At 71.4% G+C, this 17,469-nt stretch carries 20 protein-coding genes; 13 read left to right on the top strand and 7 right to left on the bottom strand.

Translation table 11 applies throughout. The features are described 5' to 3' along the window. From E4T13_RS17775 to E4T13_RS17810, 8 genes are read left to right on the top strand one after another with little or no spacing between them, the layout of a single operon-like run. Complete coding sequence (locus E4T13_RS17775) at nucleotides 1-717, top strand: ATP-binding cassette domain-containing protein (protein WP_137179618.1); 717 nt, start codon at nucleotides 1-3, stop codon at nucleotides 715-717. A 13-nt stretch (nucleotides 718-730) separates the two neighbouring features. Then, the gene (locus E4T13_RS17780) at nucleotides 731-1,534 is read left to right on the top strand and encodes a molybdate ABC transporter substrate-binding protein (RefSeq protein WP_137179619.1); all 804 of its coding nucleotides are present in this window, start codon (nucleotides 731-733) and stop codon (nucleotides 1,532-1,534) included. After that, complete coding sequence (locus E4T13_RS17785; protein WP_137179620.1) at nucleotides 1,531-1,740, top strand: molybdopterin-binding protein; 210 nt, start codon at nucleotides 1,531-1,533, stop codon at nucleotides 1,738-1,740. Before E4T13_RS17780 ends, E4T13_RS17785 begins: the two co-directional genes overlap by 4 nt. Next, nucleotides 1,740-2,774 carry an ABC transporter substrate-binding protein gene (locus E4T13_RS17790; RefSeq protein ID WP_137179621.1) on the top strand — a complete coding sequence of 345 codons (1,035 nt, stop codon included), beginning with the start codon at nucleotides 1,740-1,742 and terminating at the stop codon, nucleotides 2,772-2,774. The genes E4T13_RS17785 and E4T13_RS17790 overlap by 1 nt, the downstream gene beginning before the upstream one ends. Next, nucleotides 2,771-3,775 (top strand): iron ABC transporter permease, encoded by a 1,005-nt coding sequence (locus tag E4T13_RS17795; RefSeq protein WP_137179622.1) that lies wholly within the window; start codon nucleotides 2,771-2,773, stop codon nucleotides 3,773-3,775. Before E4T13_RS17790 ends, E4T13_RS17795 begins: the two co-directional genes overlap by 4 nt. Beyond that, the gene (locus E4T13_RS17800) at nucleotides 3,772-4,560 is read left to right on the top strand and encodes an ABC transporter ATP-binding protein (protein ID WP_137179623.1); all 789 of its coding nucleotides are present in this window, start codon (nucleotides 3,772-3,774) and stop codon (nucleotides 4,558-4,560) included. The genes E4T13_RS17795 and E4T13_RS17800 overlap by 4 nt, the downstream gene beginning before the upstream one ends. Nucleotides 4,561-4,584: 24 nt before the next feature. Then, the gene (locus tag E4T13_RS17805; protein ID WP_137179624.1) at nucleotides 4,585-5,715 is read left to right on the top strand and encodes an FAD-binding oxidoreductase; all 1,131 of its coding nucleotides are present in this window, start codon (nucleotides 4,585-4,587) and stop codon (nucleotides 5,713-5,715) included. Continuing rightward, complete coding sequence (locus E4T13_RS17810) at nucleotides 5,712-6,686, top strand: threonine/serine dehydratase (RefSeq protein WP_137179625.1); 975 nt, start codon at nucleotides 5,712-5,714, stop codon at nucleotides 6,684-6,686. The genes E4T13_RS17805 and E4T13_RS17810 overlap by 4 nt, the downstream gene beginning before the upstream one ends. A gap of 441 nt (nucleotides 6,687-7,127) precedes the next feature. Here E4T13_RS17810 and E4T13_RS17815 read toward each other — a convergent pair whose 3' ends face one another. Further along, complete coding sequence (locus E4T13_RS17815; RefSeq protein ID WP_137179626.1) at nucleotides 7,128-7,325, bottom strand: hypothetical protein; 198 nt, start codon at nucleotides 7,323-7,325, stop codon at nucleotides 7,128-7,130. A gap of 26 nt (nucleotides 7,326-7,351) precedes the next feature. Next, nucleotides 7,352-8,602 carry an isocitrate lyase gene (gene aceA / locus E4T13_RS17820; protein ID WP_137180018.1) on the bottom strand — a complete coding sequence of 417 codons (1,251 nt, stop codon included), beginning with the start codon at nucleotides 8,600-8,602 and terminating at the stop codon, nucleotides 7,352-7,354. A gap of 213 nt (nucleotides 8,603-8,815) precedes the next feature. Here aceA and E4T13_RS17825 point away from each other — a divergent pair, with 213 nt between their 5' ends. From E4T13_RS17825 to E4T13_RS17840, 4 genes are all read left to right on the top strand, one after another. Further along, nucleotides 8,816-10,219 (top strand): short-chain fatty acyl-CoA regulator family protein, encoded by a 1,404-nt coding sequence (locus tag E4T13_RS17825; RefSeq protein ID WP_137179627.1) that lies wholly within the window; start codon nucleotides 8,816-8,818, stop codon nucleotides 10,217-10,219. Nucleotides 10,220-10,290: 71 nt separating this feature from the next. Next, a complete protein-coding gene (locus tag E4T13_RS17830) occupies nucleotides 10,291-11,400 on the top strand; it encodes a flagellar motor protein MotB (protein ID WP_137179628.1) in 1,110 nt (369 codons plus the stop codon). Beyond that, nucleotides 11,397-12,266: a flagellar motor stator protein MotA gene (gene motA / locus E4T13_RS17835; RefSeq protein ID WP_137179629.1), complete on the top strand. Its 870-nt coding sequence runs from the start codon at nucleotides 11,397-11,399 to the stop codon at nucleotides 12,264-12,266. Before E4T13_RS17830 ends, motA begins: the two co-directional genes overlap by 4 nt. Nucleotides 12,267-12,321: 55 nt before the next feature. After that, nucleotides 12,322-12,759 (top strand): PaaI family thioesterase, encoded by a 438-nt coding sequence (locus E4T13_RS17840; RefSeq protein ID WP_137179630.1) that lies wholly within the window; start codon nucleotides 12,322-12,324, stop codon nucleotides 12,757-12,759. Here the strand turns inward: E4T13_RS17840 and E4T13_RS17845 are convergent. After that, nucleotides 12,738-13,271: a hypothetical protein gene (locus E4T13_RS17845; RefSeq protein WP_137179631.1), complete on the bottom strand. Its 534-nt coding sequence runs from the start codon at nucleotides 13,269-13,271 to the stop codon at nucleotides 12,738-12,740. The genes E4T13_RS17840 and E4T13_RS17845 overlap by 22 nt on opposite strands. A 35-nt stretch (nucleotides 13,272-13,306) precedes the next feature. After that, entirely contained in the window at nucleotides 13,307-14,089 is a 783-nt protein-coding gene (locus tag E4T13_RS17850; protein ID WP_137179632.1) for an enoyl-CoA hydratase/isomerase family protein, read from the bottom strand. Nucleotides 14,090-14,243: 154 nt separating this feature from the next. Here E4T13_RS17850 and E4T13_RS17855 point away from each other — a divergent pair, with 154 nt between their 5' ends. Further along, nucleotides 14,244-14,759, top strand: a complete 516-nt coding sequence (locus E4T13_RS17855) for a pyridoxamine 5'-phosphate oxidase family protein (RefSeq protein ID WP_137179633.1) — start codon at nucleotides 14,244-14,246, stop codon at nucleotides 14,757-14,759. 22 nt (nucleotides 14,760-14,781) lie between these two features. Here the strand turns inward: E4T13_RS17855 and E4T13_RS17860 are convergent, their stop codons facing one another. The 3 genes from E4T13_RS17860 to E4T13_RS17870 all read right to left on the bottom strand — a co-directional run bounded on the left by E4T13_RS17860 (nucleotide 14,782) and on the right by E4T13_RS17870 (nucleotide 17,468). Next, on the bottom strand, nucleotides 14,782-15,609 hold the full coding sequence (locus E4T13_RS17860; RefSeq protein WP_206030204.1) for a potassium channel family protein: 828 nt from the start codon (nucleotides 15,607-15,609) through the stop codon (nucleotides 14,782-14,784). After that, nucleotides 15,563-16,435, bottom strand: a complete 873-nt coding sequence (locus E4T13_RS17865; RefSeq protein ID WP_137179635.1) for a 3-hydroxybutyryl-CoA dehydrogenase — start codon at nucleotides 16,433-16,435, stop codon at nucleotides 15,563-15,565. Before E4T13_RS17865 ends, E4T13_RS17860 begins: the two co-directional genes overlap by 47 nt. A 103-nt stretch (nucleotides 16,436-16,538) precedes the next feature. Beyond that, nucleotides 16,539-17,468: an electron transfer flavoprotein subunit alpha/FixB family protein gene (locus E4T13_RS17870; protein ID WP_137179636.1), complete on the bottom strand. Its 930-nt coding sequence runs from the start codon at nucleotides 17,466-17,468 to the stop codon at nucleotides 16,539-16,541. Nucleotide 17,469: the final 1 nt, after the last annotated feature.

Consider the following 17,469-nt stretch of genomic DNA (forward strand, 5'->3'; position numbering starts at 1 on the left):
ATGCGGCAGGAGGCAACCGCGCTGCCGCTGCGCGTGGACGGGCTGCGCTTCGCCGCGGGCGGCGTCGAGATCCTGCGCGGCCTGGATTTTGCGCTCGTTGCCGGCGCGCCGACCGTGATCATGGGGCCGAACGGCGCCGGAAAATCCGTGCTGCTGCGCCTGCTGCATGGTCTGCTGGAGCCGACCGGCGGCACGCTGCACTGGTCGTTGCCGCGCGACGAGGCGCGAAGGCGGCAGGCGATGGTGTTCCAGCGCCCGGTGATGCTGCGGCGGAGCGTGTTGGCCAATGCGCTCTATCCGCTGCGCCTCGCCGGCGCGCCCCGGGCGGAGCAGGCGGCGCGCGACGCGCTGGAGCGCGTGGGGCTCGCCGCGCTGGCGGATCGGCCTGCGCGAAAGCTTTCGGGCGGCGAGCAGCAGCGACTGGCGCTGGCGCGCGCCTGGGCGCTGCGTCCGGAGATCCTGTTCCTGGACGAACCGACCGCGGCCCTTGATCCCGCGGCGACGCGGCAGGTGGAGGAGATCATCGGCGCCATAGCCGCCTCCGGCACGAAGATCGTCATGACGACGCATCACCTGGGTCAGGCGCGGCGGATCGCGGGCGAGGCCATGCTGCTGCTGGACGGGCGGCTGAACGCGCAGGCGCCGGCCGCGTCGTTCTTCGATGCGCCGCCGACGCCGGAAGCCGCCGCCTTCCTGCGCGGGGACCTGCTTTGGTGAGGGGAGACACGCGATGCGCCGCATCCTGCCGCTGCTGGCGGCCCTGCTCATGACGACGCCCGCGGCCGCGCAGGACCCGCTGCGCCTGCTCGCCGCGGGATCGCTGCGCGCCGCGCTGGAGGAAGTCGCGCAGGCCTTCCGCGAGGCGGGCGGCGGCGCGGTGACGACGGTGTTCGCGCCTTCCGGCCTGCTGCGCGACCGGATCGCGGGCGGCGAGGCGGCGGATGTCTTCGCCTCGGCCAACATGGCGCATCCGCTGGCGCTGGCGCGGGCACGCGGCCTGCCGGTGGTGCTGTTCGCACGCAACCGGCTCTGCGCCCTGGCGCGTCCGCACCTGGTGCTGACGCCCGACACGCTGCTGGAGGCGATGCTCAATCCCACCGTGCGGCTCGGCATCTCCACGCCGCGCGCCGATCCTTCGGGCGACTATGCCGTGGCAAGCTTCGCGCGCGCGAATGCGCTCCTGCCCGGTGCCGAGGAGGCGCTGCTGGCCAAGGCGCTGCGCCTGACGGGCGGCCCGGACAGCCCGGCGCCGCCGGCCGGGCGGAACCTCTACGCCTGGGTGCTGGAGAACCAGGCCGACCTGTTCCTGACCTATTGCACCAACGCCGTGGCCGCCGCGTCCGAATCTCCCGGCGCGCGCATCGTGCCGCTGCCGGAGGCGCTGGCGGTGGGCGCCGACTACGGCCTGGTGGTGCTGGGCGATCGCCCGGCGGCGGCACGGCTGGGCCTGTTCATTCTCTCGCCGCAAGGGCAGATCGTCCTCGCCCGCCACGGCTTCGAAGCGCCGACCCTGCCGAAGGAACCCCTGCCATGAAGCTGTCCGCCCGCAACGTGCTGCCCGGCACCGTCGTCGAGGTGATCAAGGGCCAGACCACCGCGCATGTCCGCATCAAGCTCTCGGGCGGCGAGGTGGTGACCTCCGCCATCACCAACGAGGCGGTGGACGCGCTGGGGCTGAAGGTCGGCGAGAAGGCCTATGCCGTGGTGAAGGCCTCCGACGTGATGGTGGGCAAGGATTGATGCGCCGCCGCGCGCTGCTCGCCGCGCCCGCGGTCCTGCTCGCCGAGGAAGCGCGGGTGGCACGCGAGGTGGCGGATGCCACCGGCCGGCGCATCGCCGTGCCGGACCGCGTGACGCGCGTGTTCCCGGCCGGACCGCCGGCGGCCATCCTGACCTACACGCTGGCGCCGGAGGTGCTGGCGGGCTGGCCCGCACGGCCGCCGCGGCAGCATGAGGCGATCTTCATGGAGCCGCGCGCCGCGGCGCTGCCGGAGATCGGGCGGCTGACCGGGCGCGACAACACCGCGAACCTGGAGGCCGTGCTGGCCGCGCGCCCGGACCTGGTGCTGGACTACGGCTCCGTCGCGCCCGTGTACGTGCAGCTCGCAGAGCGCGTGCAGGCGCAGACCGGCGTCCCGACTCTGCTGCTGGATGGCGGGCTGGCGAAGATCCCGGAGACCTATCTGCAACTCGGCGCGATCCTGGGGCGCGAGCCCGCCGGCGAGGAACGCGCCAACATCGCCGACATGATCCTGACCGAAGCGCGGCAGGCTGCTGCAAGGCTTGAGGCGCGGGGACGCCCGCGCGTGTTCTACGCGCGCGGCCCGCGCGGCACGCAGACCGGCCTGCGCGGCTCGATCAACACCGAGATCATCGAATTCGCCGGCGCGGAGAACGTCGCGGCGGGACCACCGGGCGCGCGGGGCCTCGCACAGATCTCGCCGGAGCAGGTGCTGGTCTGGGACCCGGACTGGGTGATCTCGATCGACCCGGCCTTCATCCGGCATGCCAAGTCCGACCCGATCTGGAGAACCCTGCGCGCGGTGCGCGAGGGACGCATCGTGCAGGCGCCGAACACGCCCTTCGGCTGGGTCGATTTCCCGCCCGCGGTGAACCGCCTGCTCGGGCTGATGTGGCTGCCGGCGCTGTTCGGCGTGGAGCCCGGCGACACGCTCGCCGCGCGCGTCGAGGCCTTCCATGCGCTGTTCTACCATCGGCGCCCGACCGCGGCGCAGGTGAAGGAACTGCTGGCGAGCGCCTTCCCGACCGCATGAGGGGCGTGCTCGCCTGGGGGCTGGCGTTGGGGGCGCTGCTGCTGGCGGTGCTGGGCGCGCTCTCGGTCGGCCGCTTCCCGATCTCGGCGGGCGATTTTCTGCGCCTGCTGGGAGGCGGCGGCGCGGGCGTGGATCCCGCGGCCGCGGCGGTGTTCTGGAACATCCGTGCGCCGCGCGTCGCGGGCGCGATGCTGGTGGGCGCGGCGCTGGCCGGCGCCGGCGCGGCCTTCCAGGCAATGTTCCGCAACCCGCTCGCCTCGCCCGACCTGCTCGGCGTCTCGGCCGGCGCGTCGCTCGGCGCGGTGCTCGGCATCTTCCTCGGCCTGCCGGTAGCGGGCGTGCAGGGCGCGGCCTTCGCGGGCGGGCTGGCGGCGGTGGCGGGCGTGGCGGCGCTGGCGCGGAGCGTGCGCGCGGAAGGCGGCGATCCGCTGCTGGTGCTGGTGCTGGCCGGCATCGCGCTGGGCGCGCTGGTCGGTGCGATGATCAGCCTGCTGAAGGTCTTCGCCGATCCCTACAACGAATTGCCGGCGATCACCTTCTGGCTGCTCGGCACGCTGTCGGGCGCGAATGCGGGCGACGTGCTGGCGGCGGGAGGGCCGGCGCTGGCCGGCGTGGCGCTGCTGGTTGCGCTGCGCTGGCGGCTGAACCTGCTGACCCTGTCGGAGGACGAGGCGCGCGCGCTCGGCGTGGCGACCGGGCCATTGCGCGCCGCGGCAATCGGCGGCGCGACGCTGGCGACGGCGGCGGTGACGGCGCTGGCCGGGGCGGTGGGCTGGATCGGGCTGGTCGTGCCGCATGCGGCGCGGCTGCTCGGCGGGCCGGAGTTGTCGCGGCTGATCCCGCTCTCGATGCTGTTGGGCGCGGCCTTCCTGCTGGCCGTGGACACGCTGGCGCGCAACGCGGCGCGCACCGAGGTGCCGCTCGGCATCCTGACGGCGATGCTGGGGACGCCGCTGTTCATCTGGCTGCTGGCGACGGCGAGCCGGCGGGGGGCGGGATGAGCCCGCTCGCCTGCGAGGGCCTCGCCATCGGCCATGGTCGGCGCGTGGTAGCGCGGGACGTGACGCTGGCGCTGGAACGCGGGACGGTCACGGTGCTGCTCGGGCCGAATGGCGGCGGCAAGACGACGCTGCTGCGGACGCTGCTCGGGCTGATCCGGCCGCTCGCCGGGCGGGTGACGCTGGATGGCGTGGACCTTGCCGCGCTGTCGCGCACCGAGGTCGCGCGACGCATCGCCTATGTGCCACAGGCCGCACCGGGCGGCTTCGCCTATCGCGTGCTGGATGCCGTCGCGATGGGGCGTGCCGCGCATCTGCCGCTGCTCGCCGCACCTGGCCCGCGCGACTTCGAGGCGGCGCGCGCGGCGCTGGCGAGGCTCGGGATGGAGTCCTTCGCCGAGCGCAAGGTCACGCAGCTCTCCGGCGGTGAGCGCCAGAAGGTGCTGATCGCGCGCGCGCTGGCGCAGGCGGCGCCGGTGCTGGTCATGGACGAGCCGGCGGCGAGCCTCGACTTCGGCAACCAGGCGCTCCTGCTGCGCGAGGCGCGGCGGCTGGCGGAAGGCGGCCATGCGGTGCTGATGACCACGCACCATCCCGACCACGCCTTCCTCGTCGCCGATCGCGTCGCGCTGCTGCACGAGGGCGGGTTGGACGGCCCTGCCCCGCCGGCCGAGCTCATCACGGAAGCTCGGCTGCGCGCCATCTACGGCGTGCCGGCGGCCATCGGCACGCTGGCGACGCCGGCCGGCGCGCGGGTGGTCTGCGCGCCGCTGCTGGGGGATGGTTGACCCGCCCCGCAAGGCAGCCGAACCATGCGCGGCATGGAGACTCAGGATTTCGACGCGATCGTCATCGGCGCCGGCATGGCCGGGGCCACCACGGCGGCGCATCTCGCCACGAGCCATCGCGTGGCCTTGCTGGAAGCCGAGGAGAGCGCGGGCTATCACTCCACCGGCCGTTCCGCCGCGCTGTGGATCGGCAATTACGGCGGGCCGGATGCGCGCGCGCTGACGCTGGCCTCCCGCGCCTTCTTCGAGAACCCCTGGCCCGGCTTCGCCGCCGCGCCGCTGCTGGCGCCGCGCCCGGTGATCAACCTGGCGCCGGAGAGCCAGCGCGCGCATCTGGAAGCGATGATCGCGGAGGGCACGGGCATCGAGCCCATCCCGGTCGAAGAGGTGGCGCGCATGGTGCCCGCGCTGCGGCGCGGTTACGCCGTCGCCGCCTCCATCGAGCGCGACGCCTTCGAGATCGACGTCGCCAACCTCCACCAAGGCTTTTTGAACGTTGTCCGCAAGTCCGGAGGCGTGCTCGCGCTGCGCAATCGCGCAGGGCGGATCGAGCGGCGCAGCGGCGCGTGGGAGGCGGAGACGTCCTCCGGCGCTGTGTTCCGCGCGCCGGTGGTGGTGGACGCCGCCGGCGCCTGGGGCGACGAGGTCGCGGCGATCGCGGGCGTCGGGCGCATCGGACTGCAGCCGAAGCGACGCACCGCGCTGATCGTCGATCCCGGTCAATACGACTGCACGACCTGGCCGCTGCTCGGCGACGCCGACCACACCTGGTACGTGCGCGCGGAGGCACGGCGAAAGCTGATGGTCTCGCCCGCCGACGAGACGGACATGGACCCGCACGACGTGCAGCCGGACGAACTCGACATCGCCATCGCCGTCGAGCGCATGCAGGAAGCGCTGGACATCCCCGTGAACCGCATCGAGCATCGCTGGGCAGGACTGCGCAGCTTCACGCCGGACCGCTCGCTGGCGATCGGGGCGGATGCCGGGGCGCCGGGCTTTTTCTGGATGATCGGCCAGGGCGGCTTCGGCATCCAGACCTCGCCGGCGGCCGGCGCGCTGATCGCTTCGCTGGTGCGCGGCGACGATCCAGGTCCGCTGGCGCCTGTCGTGCCGATGGTGGATCCCAACCGCTTCCGGAGAACCCGCGCATGACGCTGCCGAGCCATGACGATGTGCGCGAAGCCGCCGCGCGCATCGCGCCGCACATCATCCGCACGCCGATGCTGCGCCACCGCCTGCTGGACGAGATCGCAGGCGGCACCATCCTGGTGAAGCCGGAGCCGCTGCAGCGCACCGGCAGCTTCAAGCTGCGCGGTGCGACGAACGCCGCGCTGAAGCTCGACCCCGCGCTGCGCGCCGCCGGCGTCGTCACGCATTCCTCGGGCAATCACGGCCAGGCGACGGCCTGCGCCGCGGCGATGCTGGGCATGCCCGCGCTGATCGCGATGCCGATGGATGCGCCCGCGATCAAGGTGGAGAGCACGAAACGCTGGGGTGCGGAGATCACCTTCTTCGACCGCAAGACCACCGACCGCGAGACGCTGGCGCAGAGGCTCGCGGCCGAGCGCGGCGGCACCGTGCTGCCGCCTTTCGACCACCCCGACGTCATCGCAGGCCAGGGCACGTTGGCGCTTGAATTGTTCGAGGATGCCGCCGCGGCGGGGTTCACGCTGGACGCGCTGGCTGTCTGCACCGGCGGTGGCGGGCTGATCGCCGGCTGCGCGCTGGCCGCGGAGGGCGCCTCGCCCGGCACGCAGGTCTGGGCGGTGGAGCCGGAGGGCTGGGACGACACGAAGCGGAGCCTGGAAGCCGGCGCGCGCATCGCCAATGACGGGCAGGGCGAGACGATCTGCGACGCGCTGCTCTCGCTGCGGCCGGGCGAGATCACCTTCGCGGTAAACCGCCCGCGCCTGACCGGCGGCGTTGTCGTCACGCGCGCCGAGGTGTTCCGCGCGATGCGCTTCGCCTTCGAGCACCTGAAGATCGTGGCCGAGCCAGGCGGCGCGGTGGCGCTGGCCGCGGTGCTGGCCGGCAGACTGGATACGAAAGACCGTACGGTCGGCGTGGTCGTCAGTGGCGGCAACGTGGACCCGGCGGTCTTCGCCGAGGCGCTCGCCGCCTGAACACCGCACAATGTCCGACCGACGGAGTTCTGTGCGGATTTGTAAGGACGGTACGATTACAACCATTGCTCGATTGAACACACGCGCAGATTTTTGAACCTTGGGCCCGCGCGGATCGAAGGGCGCGCGAGGCGAGGCAGGGCATGCGTGACAGGCGTTGGTCGAAGTCGTACCCCGCACAGGGGCTGGGTTTGACGGGCGAGGAGATCGAGACGGTACTGCGGATGTATCGACTCCCGCCGGAAGAACTCGGGGCCGATGACCTCTCGGCCGGCTCGGCACCCTTCGAGAGGCTGCTACTCGAGGAACACCACAGGTTGCATATCTGGGCGCTCGGCGTTCTGGACGCCGAGCGTACCGGGCCAGTGATGCGGTAGCCGCACTCCGCTACCGCAGATCTGACGACGGCGGCGGGGCATCACCCCGCCGCCGTCCGCTTTTTCAGGGACCGGCCATCCCTCCGCGCTCGCTGCACGCCCAGCCATGGCCGTGCACCAGTCCGTCGTCATGCGCTTCCTCGATGATGCGCGTGGCCTCGCGCGGCGCCAGGCCGCGCAGGATGTCGCCGACCGAGGGCGGCGGCTCCGTCGCCCAGCCGTGCGAATGCACCAGGCCGTCATCGTGCTGGTCGTGGTTCATGGCGTCGTTCCTTCTGCCGGACGTGGTCAGTGGGCGTGCTCGAACTGCGCGGCCTCGGTGGAGGTCGCGAGCGCGGTGGTGCTGGCGGTGCCGCCGGAGGCCGCAGTCGCCACCGCATCGAAATAGCCGACGCCGACCTCGCGCTGGTGGCGCACGGCGGTGAAGCCCTCGGCCTCGGCGCCGAATTCCGCCTGCTGCAACTCGGAGTAGGCGCCCATGCCGCGCTCGGCATAGCCGCGCGCCAGCTTGAACATGCTGAGGTTCAGGCTGTGGAAGCCGGCCAACGTGACGAACTGGAACTTGTAGCCCATCGCGCCGAGCTCGCGCTGGAACCGCGTGGCGGCGTCCACGCCCATCTTGCGCTGCCAGTTGAAGCTGGGCGAGCAGTTGTAGGCGAGCATCTTGCCCGGGAAGTCGCGCTGGACCGCCTCGGCGAAGTCGCGCGCATCCCGCAGGTCGGGGTCCGACGTCTCCCACCACAGCAGGTCGGCATAGGGCGCATAAGCCAGGCTGCGGGCGATGGCGTATTGCTTGCCCATGCCGGGCCGGATGCGGAAGAAGCCCTCGGACGTGCGCTCACCCGTCAGGAATCGGCGGTCGCGCTCGTCCACGTCGGCCGTGAGGAGCTGCGCGCTTTCCGCATCGGTGCGGCACAGAAGCACGGTCGGCACGCCCTCCACGTCGGCGGCGAGCCGCGCGGCGTTCAGCGTGCGGATGTGCTGCTGGATCGGCACCAGCACCTTGCCGCCGAGATGGCCGCACTTCTTCTCCGACGAGAGCTGGTCCTCGAAATGCACGCCGGCGGCGCCGGCCTCGATCATGTGGCGCATCAGCTCGAAGGCGTTGAGCGCACCGCCGAAGCCGGCCTCCGCATCGGCCACGATCGGCGCCATCCAGTGGGTCTGGTCGCCCTTGCCTTCCTGCACCGCGATCTGGTCGCAGCGGCGCAGCGCGTTGTTGATGCGGCGCACGACGTTGGGCACGGAATCGACGGGGTAGAGCGACTGGTCCGGATACATCTCGCCGCCGGTGTTCGCATCCGCCGCGACCTGCCAGCCGGAGAGGTAGATCGCCTTCAGCCCGGCCTTCACCTGCTGCACCGCCTGCATGCCGGTGAGCGCGCCGAGCGTGTTCAAGAAGGGCTCGGTCTTGAGCAGCTGCCACAGGCGGCGCGCGCCCATGTCGGCCAGCGTGTGCTGCACGCGGAAACTGCCCGCGAGGCGCGCGACGTCCTCCGGCGTGTAGTCGCGGCGGATGCCGTCGAAGCGGCCCGGCATGGGCGCGCCGCCGCCGAAACCGGCACCATCGGGGGCAAGAAGGGGAGAAGGCGTGTGACGGGTCATTGGTGCTCCTTGCCGCGCTTCCTCGTCCGCGGCTCTCGTCAATAATTCACATTGCGCTGCCGAAGTTCAGGGGGAATCCTGGGTGCGGAGCGGCAAGCCTGTGACGGTTTTCACAGACGCCGGCCGCGAAACTGTAAAGGATGACACATGGCGCGACCCCTGATCGGCCGCACCGTCCGTCGCCTGCGCATGGAACGCGGCCTGACGCAGCAGGCGCTGGCGGCCCGTCTCGGCATCTCCGCCAGCTACCTGAACCTGATCGAGCATGACCAGCGCAGCGTCACCGCCAGCATCCTGATGAAGCTGGGCGAGACGCTCTCCGTGGATCTCGCCGCGCTCTCGGGCAACCGCGAGCGCCAGGCCGAGGCCGGTCTGCGGGAGGTGCTGTCGGACCCGCTGCTCGGCCTGGACGAGGTGCCGGAGATGGAGGTTGCGACGCTCGCCGCCTCCGCGCCGAACGCCGCGCGCGCGATGCTGGCGCTCTATCGCGCCTGGCGCGTTGCGAAGGAGGACGCGTCGGGCATCGCACTGCCGACCGGCCGGCGCATTCTGCTGCCGACCGAGGAAGCGCGCGACTTCTTCCACGACCATGCCAACCACTTCCCCGCGCTGGAGACGGTGGCCGAGCGCCTGGGAACGGAGCTGCGCGCCACGCCGGCGGAGATGAACCACGCCATCGCCGAGCGGCTGCGGCACACCCATGGCGTGACCGTCGCGGTGGGTCCGCTGGAAGGCTCGCTGCGGCGTTACGACCCGGCGCTGCGGCGGCTCGACCTCTCGGAATCGCTGCCGCGGGAAAGCCGCGGCTTCCAGATGGCCTTCCAGCTCATGCTGCTGGAAGCGCGCGAGGCGGTCGAGGCGGTGGTCGCGCCCGCGGAACCCTCCACGCCCGAAGCCGCCGCGATCATCCGGCTGGGGTTGCTGAACTACGCGGCGGCGGCGCTGCTGATGCCCTATGCGCCGTTCCTGCACGCCGCGCGCGCGCTGCGGCACGAGGTGGAGGCGCTGGCGGCGCGCTTCGGCGTTTCCTTCGAGCAGGCGGCGCACCGCCTCTCCACCCTGCAACGGGACGGCGCGCGGGGCGTGCCGTTCTTCTTCCTGCGGCTCGACCCCGCCGGCAACGTGGACAAGCGCTTCAGCGCCGCGGGGTTTCCCTTCGCGCGCTTCGGCGGGTCCTGCCCGAAATGGATCGTGCACCGCGCCTTCGCCTATCCCGGCGAGACGCAGGTGCAGGTGGCGCAGTTGCCCGATGGCGCCACCTTCCTGACCTTCGCCCGCGCCATCGCCGCGCCGACCACCCGCTGGGGCGAGCCGGCGCCGATGCATGTGGTGGCGATGGGCTGCGACATCGCGCGTGCGGACGAGCTGGCCTATGCCGATGCGCTGGACATCCCGCGCGCGGCGGTCGGCATCGGCCTGTCCTGCCGGCTCTGCGACCGCACGGATTGCCGCAGCCGCGCCTTCCCGCCGCTGGAACACCGGCTGACGCTGGACCCGAACGAGGACAGTGCCGCGCCCTGGCGCTTCGAGAAGGCGAAGCCGCGCGGGTGATCGGCGCGGCATTTGCCGCCCCTTAACCCGCTTCCCCCGATACCTCCGCCGCAGGCGTTTGGCGCGGGCGGATGGCAAAGGGCGGTAACGGGGCGACGATCGTCCTGAAGAAGGTCGAGGAAGGCGGGCACGGGCACCATGGCGGCGCCTGGAAGGTGGCCTATGCCGACTTTGTCACCGCCATGATGGCGTTCTTCCTGCTGATGTGGCTGCTGAACGCCACCACCGAGGAACAGCGCGCCGGCATCGCCGACTACTTCGCACCCACCAATGTGATGGGCCGCACCAGCACGGGCTCGGGCGAGCCCTTCGGTGGTCGCACGCCGCATGCCTCGGAGCAGATGACGCAGGACACCGGTGCGGTGCGCGTGGAACGCGGGCCGCTGCCGGTGCTGCCGGATGTCGAGACCGAGGATGACAGCGCCGTGGTCGCCCGTCCCGTGCCGATGCGCGCCGGGCCGGAGGGCGAGGACGAGGAGAACGACCCCCGCCGCGTCCGCACCGCGCGCGCCGATGCCGCGCCGGGCGACCAGGACCCGCGCGAGCGCCTCGCCGAAGGCACCGGCGAGGCCACGGATCCGCGCACCCTGTCGGATGCCGAGCTCCGCGCCGAGCACGAACGCCGCGAGCGCGCCGCCTTCGAACGTGCCGCCGAAGAGATCCGGCGCGTCGTGGAATCGGACCCGGCGCTGGCCGATCTCGGCCGGCAATTGCTGATCGAGCAGGCGCCGGAAGGGCTGCGCATCCAGCTTCTCGATGCCGAGCGCCAGCCGATGTTCGCACTGGGCGGCGCGGCGCCCAACGAGCGTGCGCGGGCGCTGATCGCGCGCGTCGCGCAGGTGGCGGCGCGGTTGAACAACGCCATCGCCATCACCGGCCACACCGACGCCACGCCGTTCCGCGGCGGTGGCGAGCGGTCCAACTGGGATCTCTCGGCGGAGCGCGCCAACGCCACGCGCCGCCTGCTGACCGAGGCCGGCGTGCCCGATGCGCGCATCCAGTCCGTGGCTGGCCAGGCGGAGCGCCAGCCGCTGCTGCCGGATCGGCCCAACGATGCCGCCAACCGCCGGGTCGCGATCACGCTGCTGCGCGGCGCGCCTGAAGGCAGGGAGGCCGCGGCCGCCGTCGTCCCGCGCCAGCAGGCCGAGGCGCCGCGCCGGAGGGAGACCGCGACGCCATGATGGCCATCGGCGGCTTCGTCTTCCTGCTGGTGATGGTGTTCGGGGGCTACCTGATCGCCGGCGGCAAGTTCGCCATCATCTTCTCGACCCTCGCCTTCGAATTCATGATGATCGGCGGCGCGGCGGTCGGCGCCTTCATCATGTCGAACTCGATGCACGACGTGAAGCACACGCTCGGCGGCTTCGGGAAGATCATGAAGGGGGCGAAGTACCACAAGTCAGACTATGTAGAGATCCTGTCGCTGCTCTACTGGTTCGTGCGGCTGGCGCAGCAGAAGGGCGCGATGGCGCTGGAAGCGCATATCGAGCGGCCGCAGGAATCCGCCGCCTTCCAGAAATTCCCGAAGATCGCAGCGGACCACCACGTCGTCTCGCTGATCTGCGACTACCTGCGCATGGTCGGCATGAATGCGGACGACCCGCACCAGATCGAGGACGTGATGGCGCGGGAGCTGAAGAAGCTGAAGGAGGAGGAGCTGCACCCCTCCCACGCGCTGCAGAACATGGCCGATGCGCTGCCGGCGCTCGGCATCGTCGCGGCGGTGCTCGGCGTCATCAAGACAATGGGCTCCATCGACCAGCCGCCGGCGGTGCTGGGCAAGATGATCGGCGGCGCGCTGGTCGGCACCTTCCTCGGCGTGCTGCTGGCCTATGGGCTGATGGGTCCGCTGGCGACGCGGCTGAAGGGCATCGTCGAGGAGGAGCAGAAGTATTTCGAGGTGATCCGCGCCGTGCTGGTCGCGCATCTGCACGGCAATGCGCCGCAGGTGGCGGTGGAGACCGGCCGCAAGATGGCGCCGAGCCATTCCATGCCGACCTTCCAGGAGCTTGAGGAGCAGTTGCAGAACCTGGCGATCGGCGGCTGAGCCGGGCGGCGCAGGCATGCTTGACGCTGCGGCGCGCCGGCGGCACGGGTCGCGCATGACCGATGCCCCGCTCGACCCCGACAACGCCCCCTTCCACGACCTGCTCGGGCTGGAACTCGTCGAATGGCGCGATGGCTTCGCCCGCGTCGCCTGCACCGCGGGGCCGCAGCACGCCAACCGATCCGGCATCACGCATGGCGGGGTGATGCTCTCGCTGATCGACCAGGCGGCGGCCTATGCGGGGTTGTGGTGCAGCGTGCCCGGCAACATCCGCCGCGCCGTCACGCTCGACCTCGATTGCCGCTTCACCGGGCAGGTTTCGGGCGGGCGGCTGGTCGCGGAAGGCCGCGTGGTCACGCGCGGGCGCAACATCTTCTTCTGCCGGACGGAGGTCTTCGACGCTTCCGGCGCGATGGTGGCCTTCGGTGCCTCCACGCATCGCTGGCGGGCCGGCAGCGAAGGGGTGGAAGGTCAGCCCCGCGGCAGGGACTGACGCGCCGGCCCGCGCCACAGCGCGCGGCAGAGTGCCAGCACCGGCGCGGCGCTCGCGGCCGGAAGCCCGGCTTCCTCCCAGCCCGGCGGCACGGCCGGCAGGCCCGCCGCGGCGGCCAGCGGCCACAGCCGGGCGCCGAGCCGCGCCACCATGGCCTGGTCGGCCATGGTGCGGCCGAGCGAGGCGGCTTCGATTTCCTCGGCCACCGGGCCGATCGCCACGCGCACCGCCTCCCCGATCGGGGAGAGGGCGTTGCGCGGGATTTCGATGGGGGTGCGCGTCCAGGCTTCCGGCGGCACAAGCGCCGGTTCCAGCGGCACCGCCAGCAGCCGCGTGAAGCGCATCGGCCGGTTCAGCCGCAGATCCTTCAGCCGCGGCCGCGCGGCCTGCAACAGCGCATCCGCCACACCGCGTTCCTGCAGCGAATCCAGCATGCCGACGATGCGGCCCAGCTTGTCGGGCGGCGCGGCGGCCAGCGCCAGGCGCATCGCGTGATCCGGCTCCTGCGGCATGGCGGCAACGTGGCGCCGGAGCGGTGGAGAAAGGGTTAGCGGCCGCGGAACACCGGCTTGCGCTTCTCCAGAAAGGCGCGCGTCGCCTCGCGGAAGTCCTCGGTGTAGGCGAAGTCGCTGACGGCGCCGAGCTCCGCCTCGGTCAGCGGCAGGGGGCCGCGCAGGCGCTGCAGCATCGCCTTGTGGTAGCGGTTCGACAGCGGTGCGCCCTGCACGATGCGCCGCGCCAGCGCCATCGCCTCGGCCTTCACCTGATCATCGGGCACCAGGCGGGTGAGCAAGCCCTTCTGGAAGGCCTCCTCCCCGGTGAAGACGCGACCTTCGATCAGCAATTCGCAGGTGACCGCATAGCCCACGGATTGCAGCAACGGGTCCAGCTCGCCCGGATGGTAGAAGATCGAGAGATTGCGCGCTGGGATGGACATGCGCGTGCCGGGCCCGCCGACGCGGAAATCGGACATGGTGGCGATGCCGCAGCCGCCGCCCATCGTGTAGCCGCGGCAGGCCGCGACCACCGGATGCACGCACCGCCGGATGGACTGGAATGAGCGCGAGATCTCGCGGCCATACACCGCTTCCCGCTCCGGCGTGCCGCGTTCCTGCTCGAAGGCGCCGATGTCGGCGCCGGCGCTGAAGGCATCCTCGCCCGCGCCCTGGATGAGCACGCAGCGCACGCTGTCGTCGGCGGAGGCGGCCTCCATCGCCTCGGCCAGCGCGATCCACATCGGCAGGTCGAGGGCGTTGCGCTTGGCGGGGCGGTCGATGGTGACGACGGCGACCTCGCCGTCACGCTCGGAGCGGATCATCGGATGCGGCATGGCGGCAGCGTGTTAGCCGACAGGCGCGCGGCCCGCCAGGACCCTTGGGGGAAGAATGCCTGGCTTTCCACCGTTCGGCCGCAGCGCCCCTGTTCCGCCGGAACCGCACCGCTGCCCGGCCGTTGCGGCCTGCGACAGCCAGGAGGGACATCGAATGGTCCAGACGCGCACCGACCAGGAAGCCCGCGACAAGGTCTGGGAGCTGATCCGCGAAGTGAAGGTTGCCATGCTCGTGACGATGGACGAGGACGGCCATATGCGCGGCCGCCCGATGCGCGCCGTCGAGGCAAAGCAGTTCACCGGCACGCTGTGGTTCTTCACCGCGCAGCCCAGCCCGAAGGCCGAGGAGATCGGGCACGATTCGCGCGTGCTGCTGGCCTATTCCGACCCCTCCGCGCAGAACTACGTCGCGATTTCCGGCACCGCCCAGGTCGTGCGCGATCCCGCCAAGCAGAAGGAGCTGTGGTCGGAGCCGCTGCGCACCTGGTTTCCCGGCGGGGCGGAGGATCCGGAAGCGGCGCTGCTGAAGGTGGAGGCGGAAGGCGCCGAATACTGGGATTCGCCATCCTCCACCTTCGTGCATGCCTACGGCTATGTGAAGTCGCGGCTGACCGGCGAGCCGCCGCAGATGGGCGACAACGACAAGGTGGCGTTCAAGCGGCCGGCCTGAGCCGGGCTGCCGCCCGCCCTGCTCAATACTCGTCGTCGGGGATGTTGAGCAGGGCGCCGCAGGCCTTGCAGTGCACAGCGTCCGGCTCGTGCCGGCCGAGGCCGCAGGCATGGCAGCGGAAGCGCACCTTGTTCGGCCGGAACAGCGCCTGTGCCAGGCGCAGGAACAGCGTGACGCCGGCCAGCATGATCACCACCGAGATCAGCCGGCCGGTCGTGCCCGGCAGGGTGATGTCGCCGAAGCCGGTCGTGGTCAGCGCCGTCACGGTGAAATAGAGCGCGTCCGCCCAGTTGGTGATGTCCGGGTTGCTCCAATGCTGCGTCGCATGGACGATGCCGGTCATCACGATGATGAAGACCAGCAGGTCGGCGGCGGCGACGAAGGCTTCCTGGTTGCGGCGGAACACCGGCAGATCGGCGCGCAGATGCGCCACCAGCCGCGCCGAGCGCAGCAGTCGCAGCGTGCGCAGGCTGCGCAGGAACCCCCATCCCGCGAAGAACGGCGCCAGCAGGAAGGAGATCACGGCGAGCAGGTCCGCGATGCCCGCGGGGTGCAGCAGTTCCTTGCGGGCGGAAGGCGAACTGCGCAGCCGGACCACCAGCTCGCCCGCCAGCACCAGCCCGAAGGCGATGTCGATGGCGAAGACGACGTTGTTCTCCGGCAGGAAGGATTCCGCGATCACCCAGCCGAGCGCGACCAGGTCCAGTGCCAGCAGGCCATAGGCCGAGCGCGCGCCTGGCCGCCCGCCCGCGCGGAAGAAGGCGCCGATCCCGTCGGACGCCTCCTCCGGCTGTTTGCCCGGCTCAGCGGGTCGGTTTCGGCGGGTTCGTCGCGTAGTCGTAGAAGCCACGGCCGCTCTTCCGGCCGAGCCAGCCGGCCTCCACATACTTCCGAAGGAGCGGCGCGGGGCGGTATTTCGAATCGCCAAGCCCCGCCTGCATCACCTCCATCACGGCCAGGCACACATCCAGGCCGACGAAGTCGCCGAGTTCCAGCGGGCCCATCGGGTGGTTGCAGCCGAGCTTCATGCCGGCGTCGATGGACACCACGTCGCCGACGCCTTCCTGCAGCGCGAAGACCGCCTCGTTGATCATCGGCACCAGGATGCGGTTGACGATGAAGGCCGGGTAGTCGGCGGCATAGGCCACCGTCTTGCCCATCCGTTCCGCAAGCTGCGCCACCGTCTGCACCGTGGTGTCCTCGGTCGCGAGGCCGCGGATCACCTCGACCAGCTTCATCATCGGCACGGGATTGAAGAAATGCATGCCGACGAAGCGGCCCGGGCGGTCCGTGGCGGTGGCCAGCCGGGTGATCGGGATGGAGGAGGTGTTGGTGGCGACCAGCGCATCGGCCTTCAGATGCGGCGTCAGCGTGGCGAAGATCTTGCGCTTGATGTCCTCGCGCTCGGTCGCGGCCTCGATCACCAGGTCGCAAGTGTCGAACGCGGCGTAGTCGGTGGTGGTGGCGATGCGGCCGAGTGCCGCGTCCTTGTCGGCCGCTGTCAGCGTGCCCTTCTGAACCTGGCGGTCCATGTTCTTCGTGATGGTGGCGCGCGCCTTGGCCAGCGCCTCCTCCGCCACGTCCAGCATGACGACGGAAAGGCCGGATTGCGCGGCGACATGGGCGATGCCGTTGCCCATGGCGCCGGCGCCGATCACGCCGAGTTTTTCGATCATGGGTTCTATTTCCCCTCAGCGCCGGGCGAGCGGCTTCCCCCCACCCCGACCCTCCCCGGTGAACGGGAGAGGGAGCGATCGGCGCCGGGGGGATCCGCGCAAACTACTTCTTGTCGAGCTCGCTCTCGAGCTCCGGGATCACCTTGAACACGTCGCCGACAAGGCCGTAGTCGGCCACCTGAAAGATCGGCGCCTCCTCGTCCTTGTTCACGGCGACGATCACCTTGCTGTCCTTCATGCCCGCCAGGTGCTGGATCGCGCCGGAGATTCCGAAGGCGATGTAGAGCTCGGGCGCGACGATCTTGCCGGTCTGGCCGACCTGCATGTCGTTCGGCGCATAGCCCGCATCCACCGCGGCGCGGCTTGCGCCGATGGCGGCGCCGAGGCGGTCCGCCACGCCTTCCAGGATCTTGAAGTTGTCGGACGAGCCCATCGCGCGGCCACCCGAGACGACCACGCGCGCCGCGGTCAGCTCCGGCCGCTCGAGCTTGGCGATCTCCGCGCCGACGAAGCGGGAGACGCCCGGATCGGCCGCCGCCGGCGCGTCCTCCACGGAAGCCGACCCGCCCTCGGCGGGGACGGGATCGAAGCTCGCCGCGCGCACCGTCAGCACCTTCGTCGCGTCGGAGGTCTTCACCGTGGCCAGCGCGTTGCCGGCATAGATGAAGCGGCGGAAGGTGTCGGCGCCCTCGACGCCCGCGACGTCGCTGATCACCTGCATGTCGAGCAGGGCGGCGACGCGCGGCATGATGTTCTTGCCCATCGCCGAGCCCGGCGCGAGCAGGTGCGAATAGCCCGGCGCCAGCGCGACGATCAGGGCCGCGACCGGCTCGGCCAGCGCGGCCTCAAGGCCTTCGCCCTTCGCGACCAGCACCTTGGCGACGCCCGGCAGCTTCGCGGCCGCCTCGGCGCCCTCGGCGCCCAGCACCAGCAGATGCACATCGCCGCCGATCTTCTGCGCGGCCGCCACCGCGCTGCGGGTGGGCTGGGAGACGGAAGCGCCGGAACGGTCGGCGAGAACAAGCACGGCCATC

It is taken from the genome of Roseomonas sp. AR75, from assembly GCF_005222815.1.
GTDB lineage: Bacteria > Pseudomonadota > Alphaproteobacteria > Acetobacterales > Acetobacteraceae > Falsiroseomonas.

Coding starts and splice junctions, on each gene's coding strand:
- motA (WP_137179629.1), top strand. CDS start 11,397: ATGATGGCCATCGGCGGCTTCGTCTTCCTGCTGGTGATGGTGTTCGGG.
- E4T13_RS17805 (WP_137179624.1), top strand. CDS start 4,585: ATGCGCGGCATGGAGACTCAGGATTTCGACGCGATCGTCATCGGCGCC.
- E4T13_RS17785 (WP_137179620.1), top strand. CDS start 1,531: ATGAAGCTGTCCGCCCGCAACGTGCTGCCCGGCACCGTCGTCGAGGTG.
- E4T13_RS17850 (WP_137179632.1), bottom strand. CDS start 14,089: ATGCCGCATCCGATGATCCGCTCCGAGCGTGACGGCGAGGTCGCCGTC.
- E4T13_RS17800 (WP_137179623.1), top strand. CDS start 3,772: ATGAGCCCGCTCGCCTGCGAGGGCCTCGCCATCGGCCATGGTCGGCGC.
- E4T13_RS17810 (WP_137179625.1), top strand. CDS start 5,712: ATGACGCTGCCGAGCCATGACGATGTGCGCGAAGCCGCCGCGCGCATC.
- E4T13_RS17780 (WP_137179619.1), top strand. CDS start 731: ATGCGCCGCATCCTGCCGCTGCTGGCGGCCCTGCTCATGACGACGCCC.
- aceA (WP_137180018.1), bottom strand. CDS start 8,602: ATGCCGGGCCGCTTCGACGGCATCCGCCGCGACTACACGCCGGAGGAC.
- E4T13_RS17865 (WP_137179635.1), bottom strand. CDS start 16,435: ATGATCGAAAAACTCGGCGTGATCGGCGCCGGCGCCATGGGCAACGGC.
- E4T13_RS17775 (WP_137179618.1), top strand. CDS start 1: ATGCGGCAGGAGGCAACCGCGCTGCCGCTGCGCGTGGACGGGCTGCGC.
- E4T13_RS17855 (WP_137179633.1), top strand. CDS start 14,244: ATGGTCCAGACGCGCACCGACCAGGAAGCCCGCGACAAGGTCTGGGAG.
- E4T13_RS17830 (WP_137179628.1), top strand. CDS start 10,291: ATGGCAAAGGGCGGTAACGGGGCGACGATCGTCCTGAAGAAGGTCGAG.
- E4T13_RS17840 (WP_137179630.1), top strand. CDS start 12,322: ATGACCGATGCCCCGCTCGACCCCGACAACGCCCCCTTCCACGACCTG.
- E4T13_RS17825 (WP_137179627.1), top strand. CDS start 8,816: ATGGCGCGACCCCTGATCGGCCGCACCGTCCGTCGCCTGCGCATGGAA.
- E4T13_RS17790 (WP_137179621.1), top strand. CDS start 1,740: ATGCGCCGCCGCGCGCTGCTCGCCGCGCCCGCGGTCCTGCTCGCCGAG.
- E4T13_RS17870 (WP_137179636.1), bottom strand. CDS start 17,468: ATGGCCGTGCTTGTTCTCGCCGACCGTTCCGGCGCTTCCGTCTCCCAG.
- E4T13_RS17815 (WP_137179626.1), bottom strand. CDS start 7,325: ATGAACCACGACCAGCACGATGACGGCCTGGTGCATTCGCACGGCTGG.
- E4T13_RS17845 (WP_137179631.1), bottom strand. CDS start 13,271: ATGCCGCAGGAGCCGGATCACGCGATGCGCCTGGCGCTGGCCGCCGCG.
- E4T13_RS17795 (WP_137179622.1), top strand. CDS start 2,771: ATGAGGGGCGTGCTCGCCTGGGGGCTGGCGTTGGGGGCGCTGCTGCTG.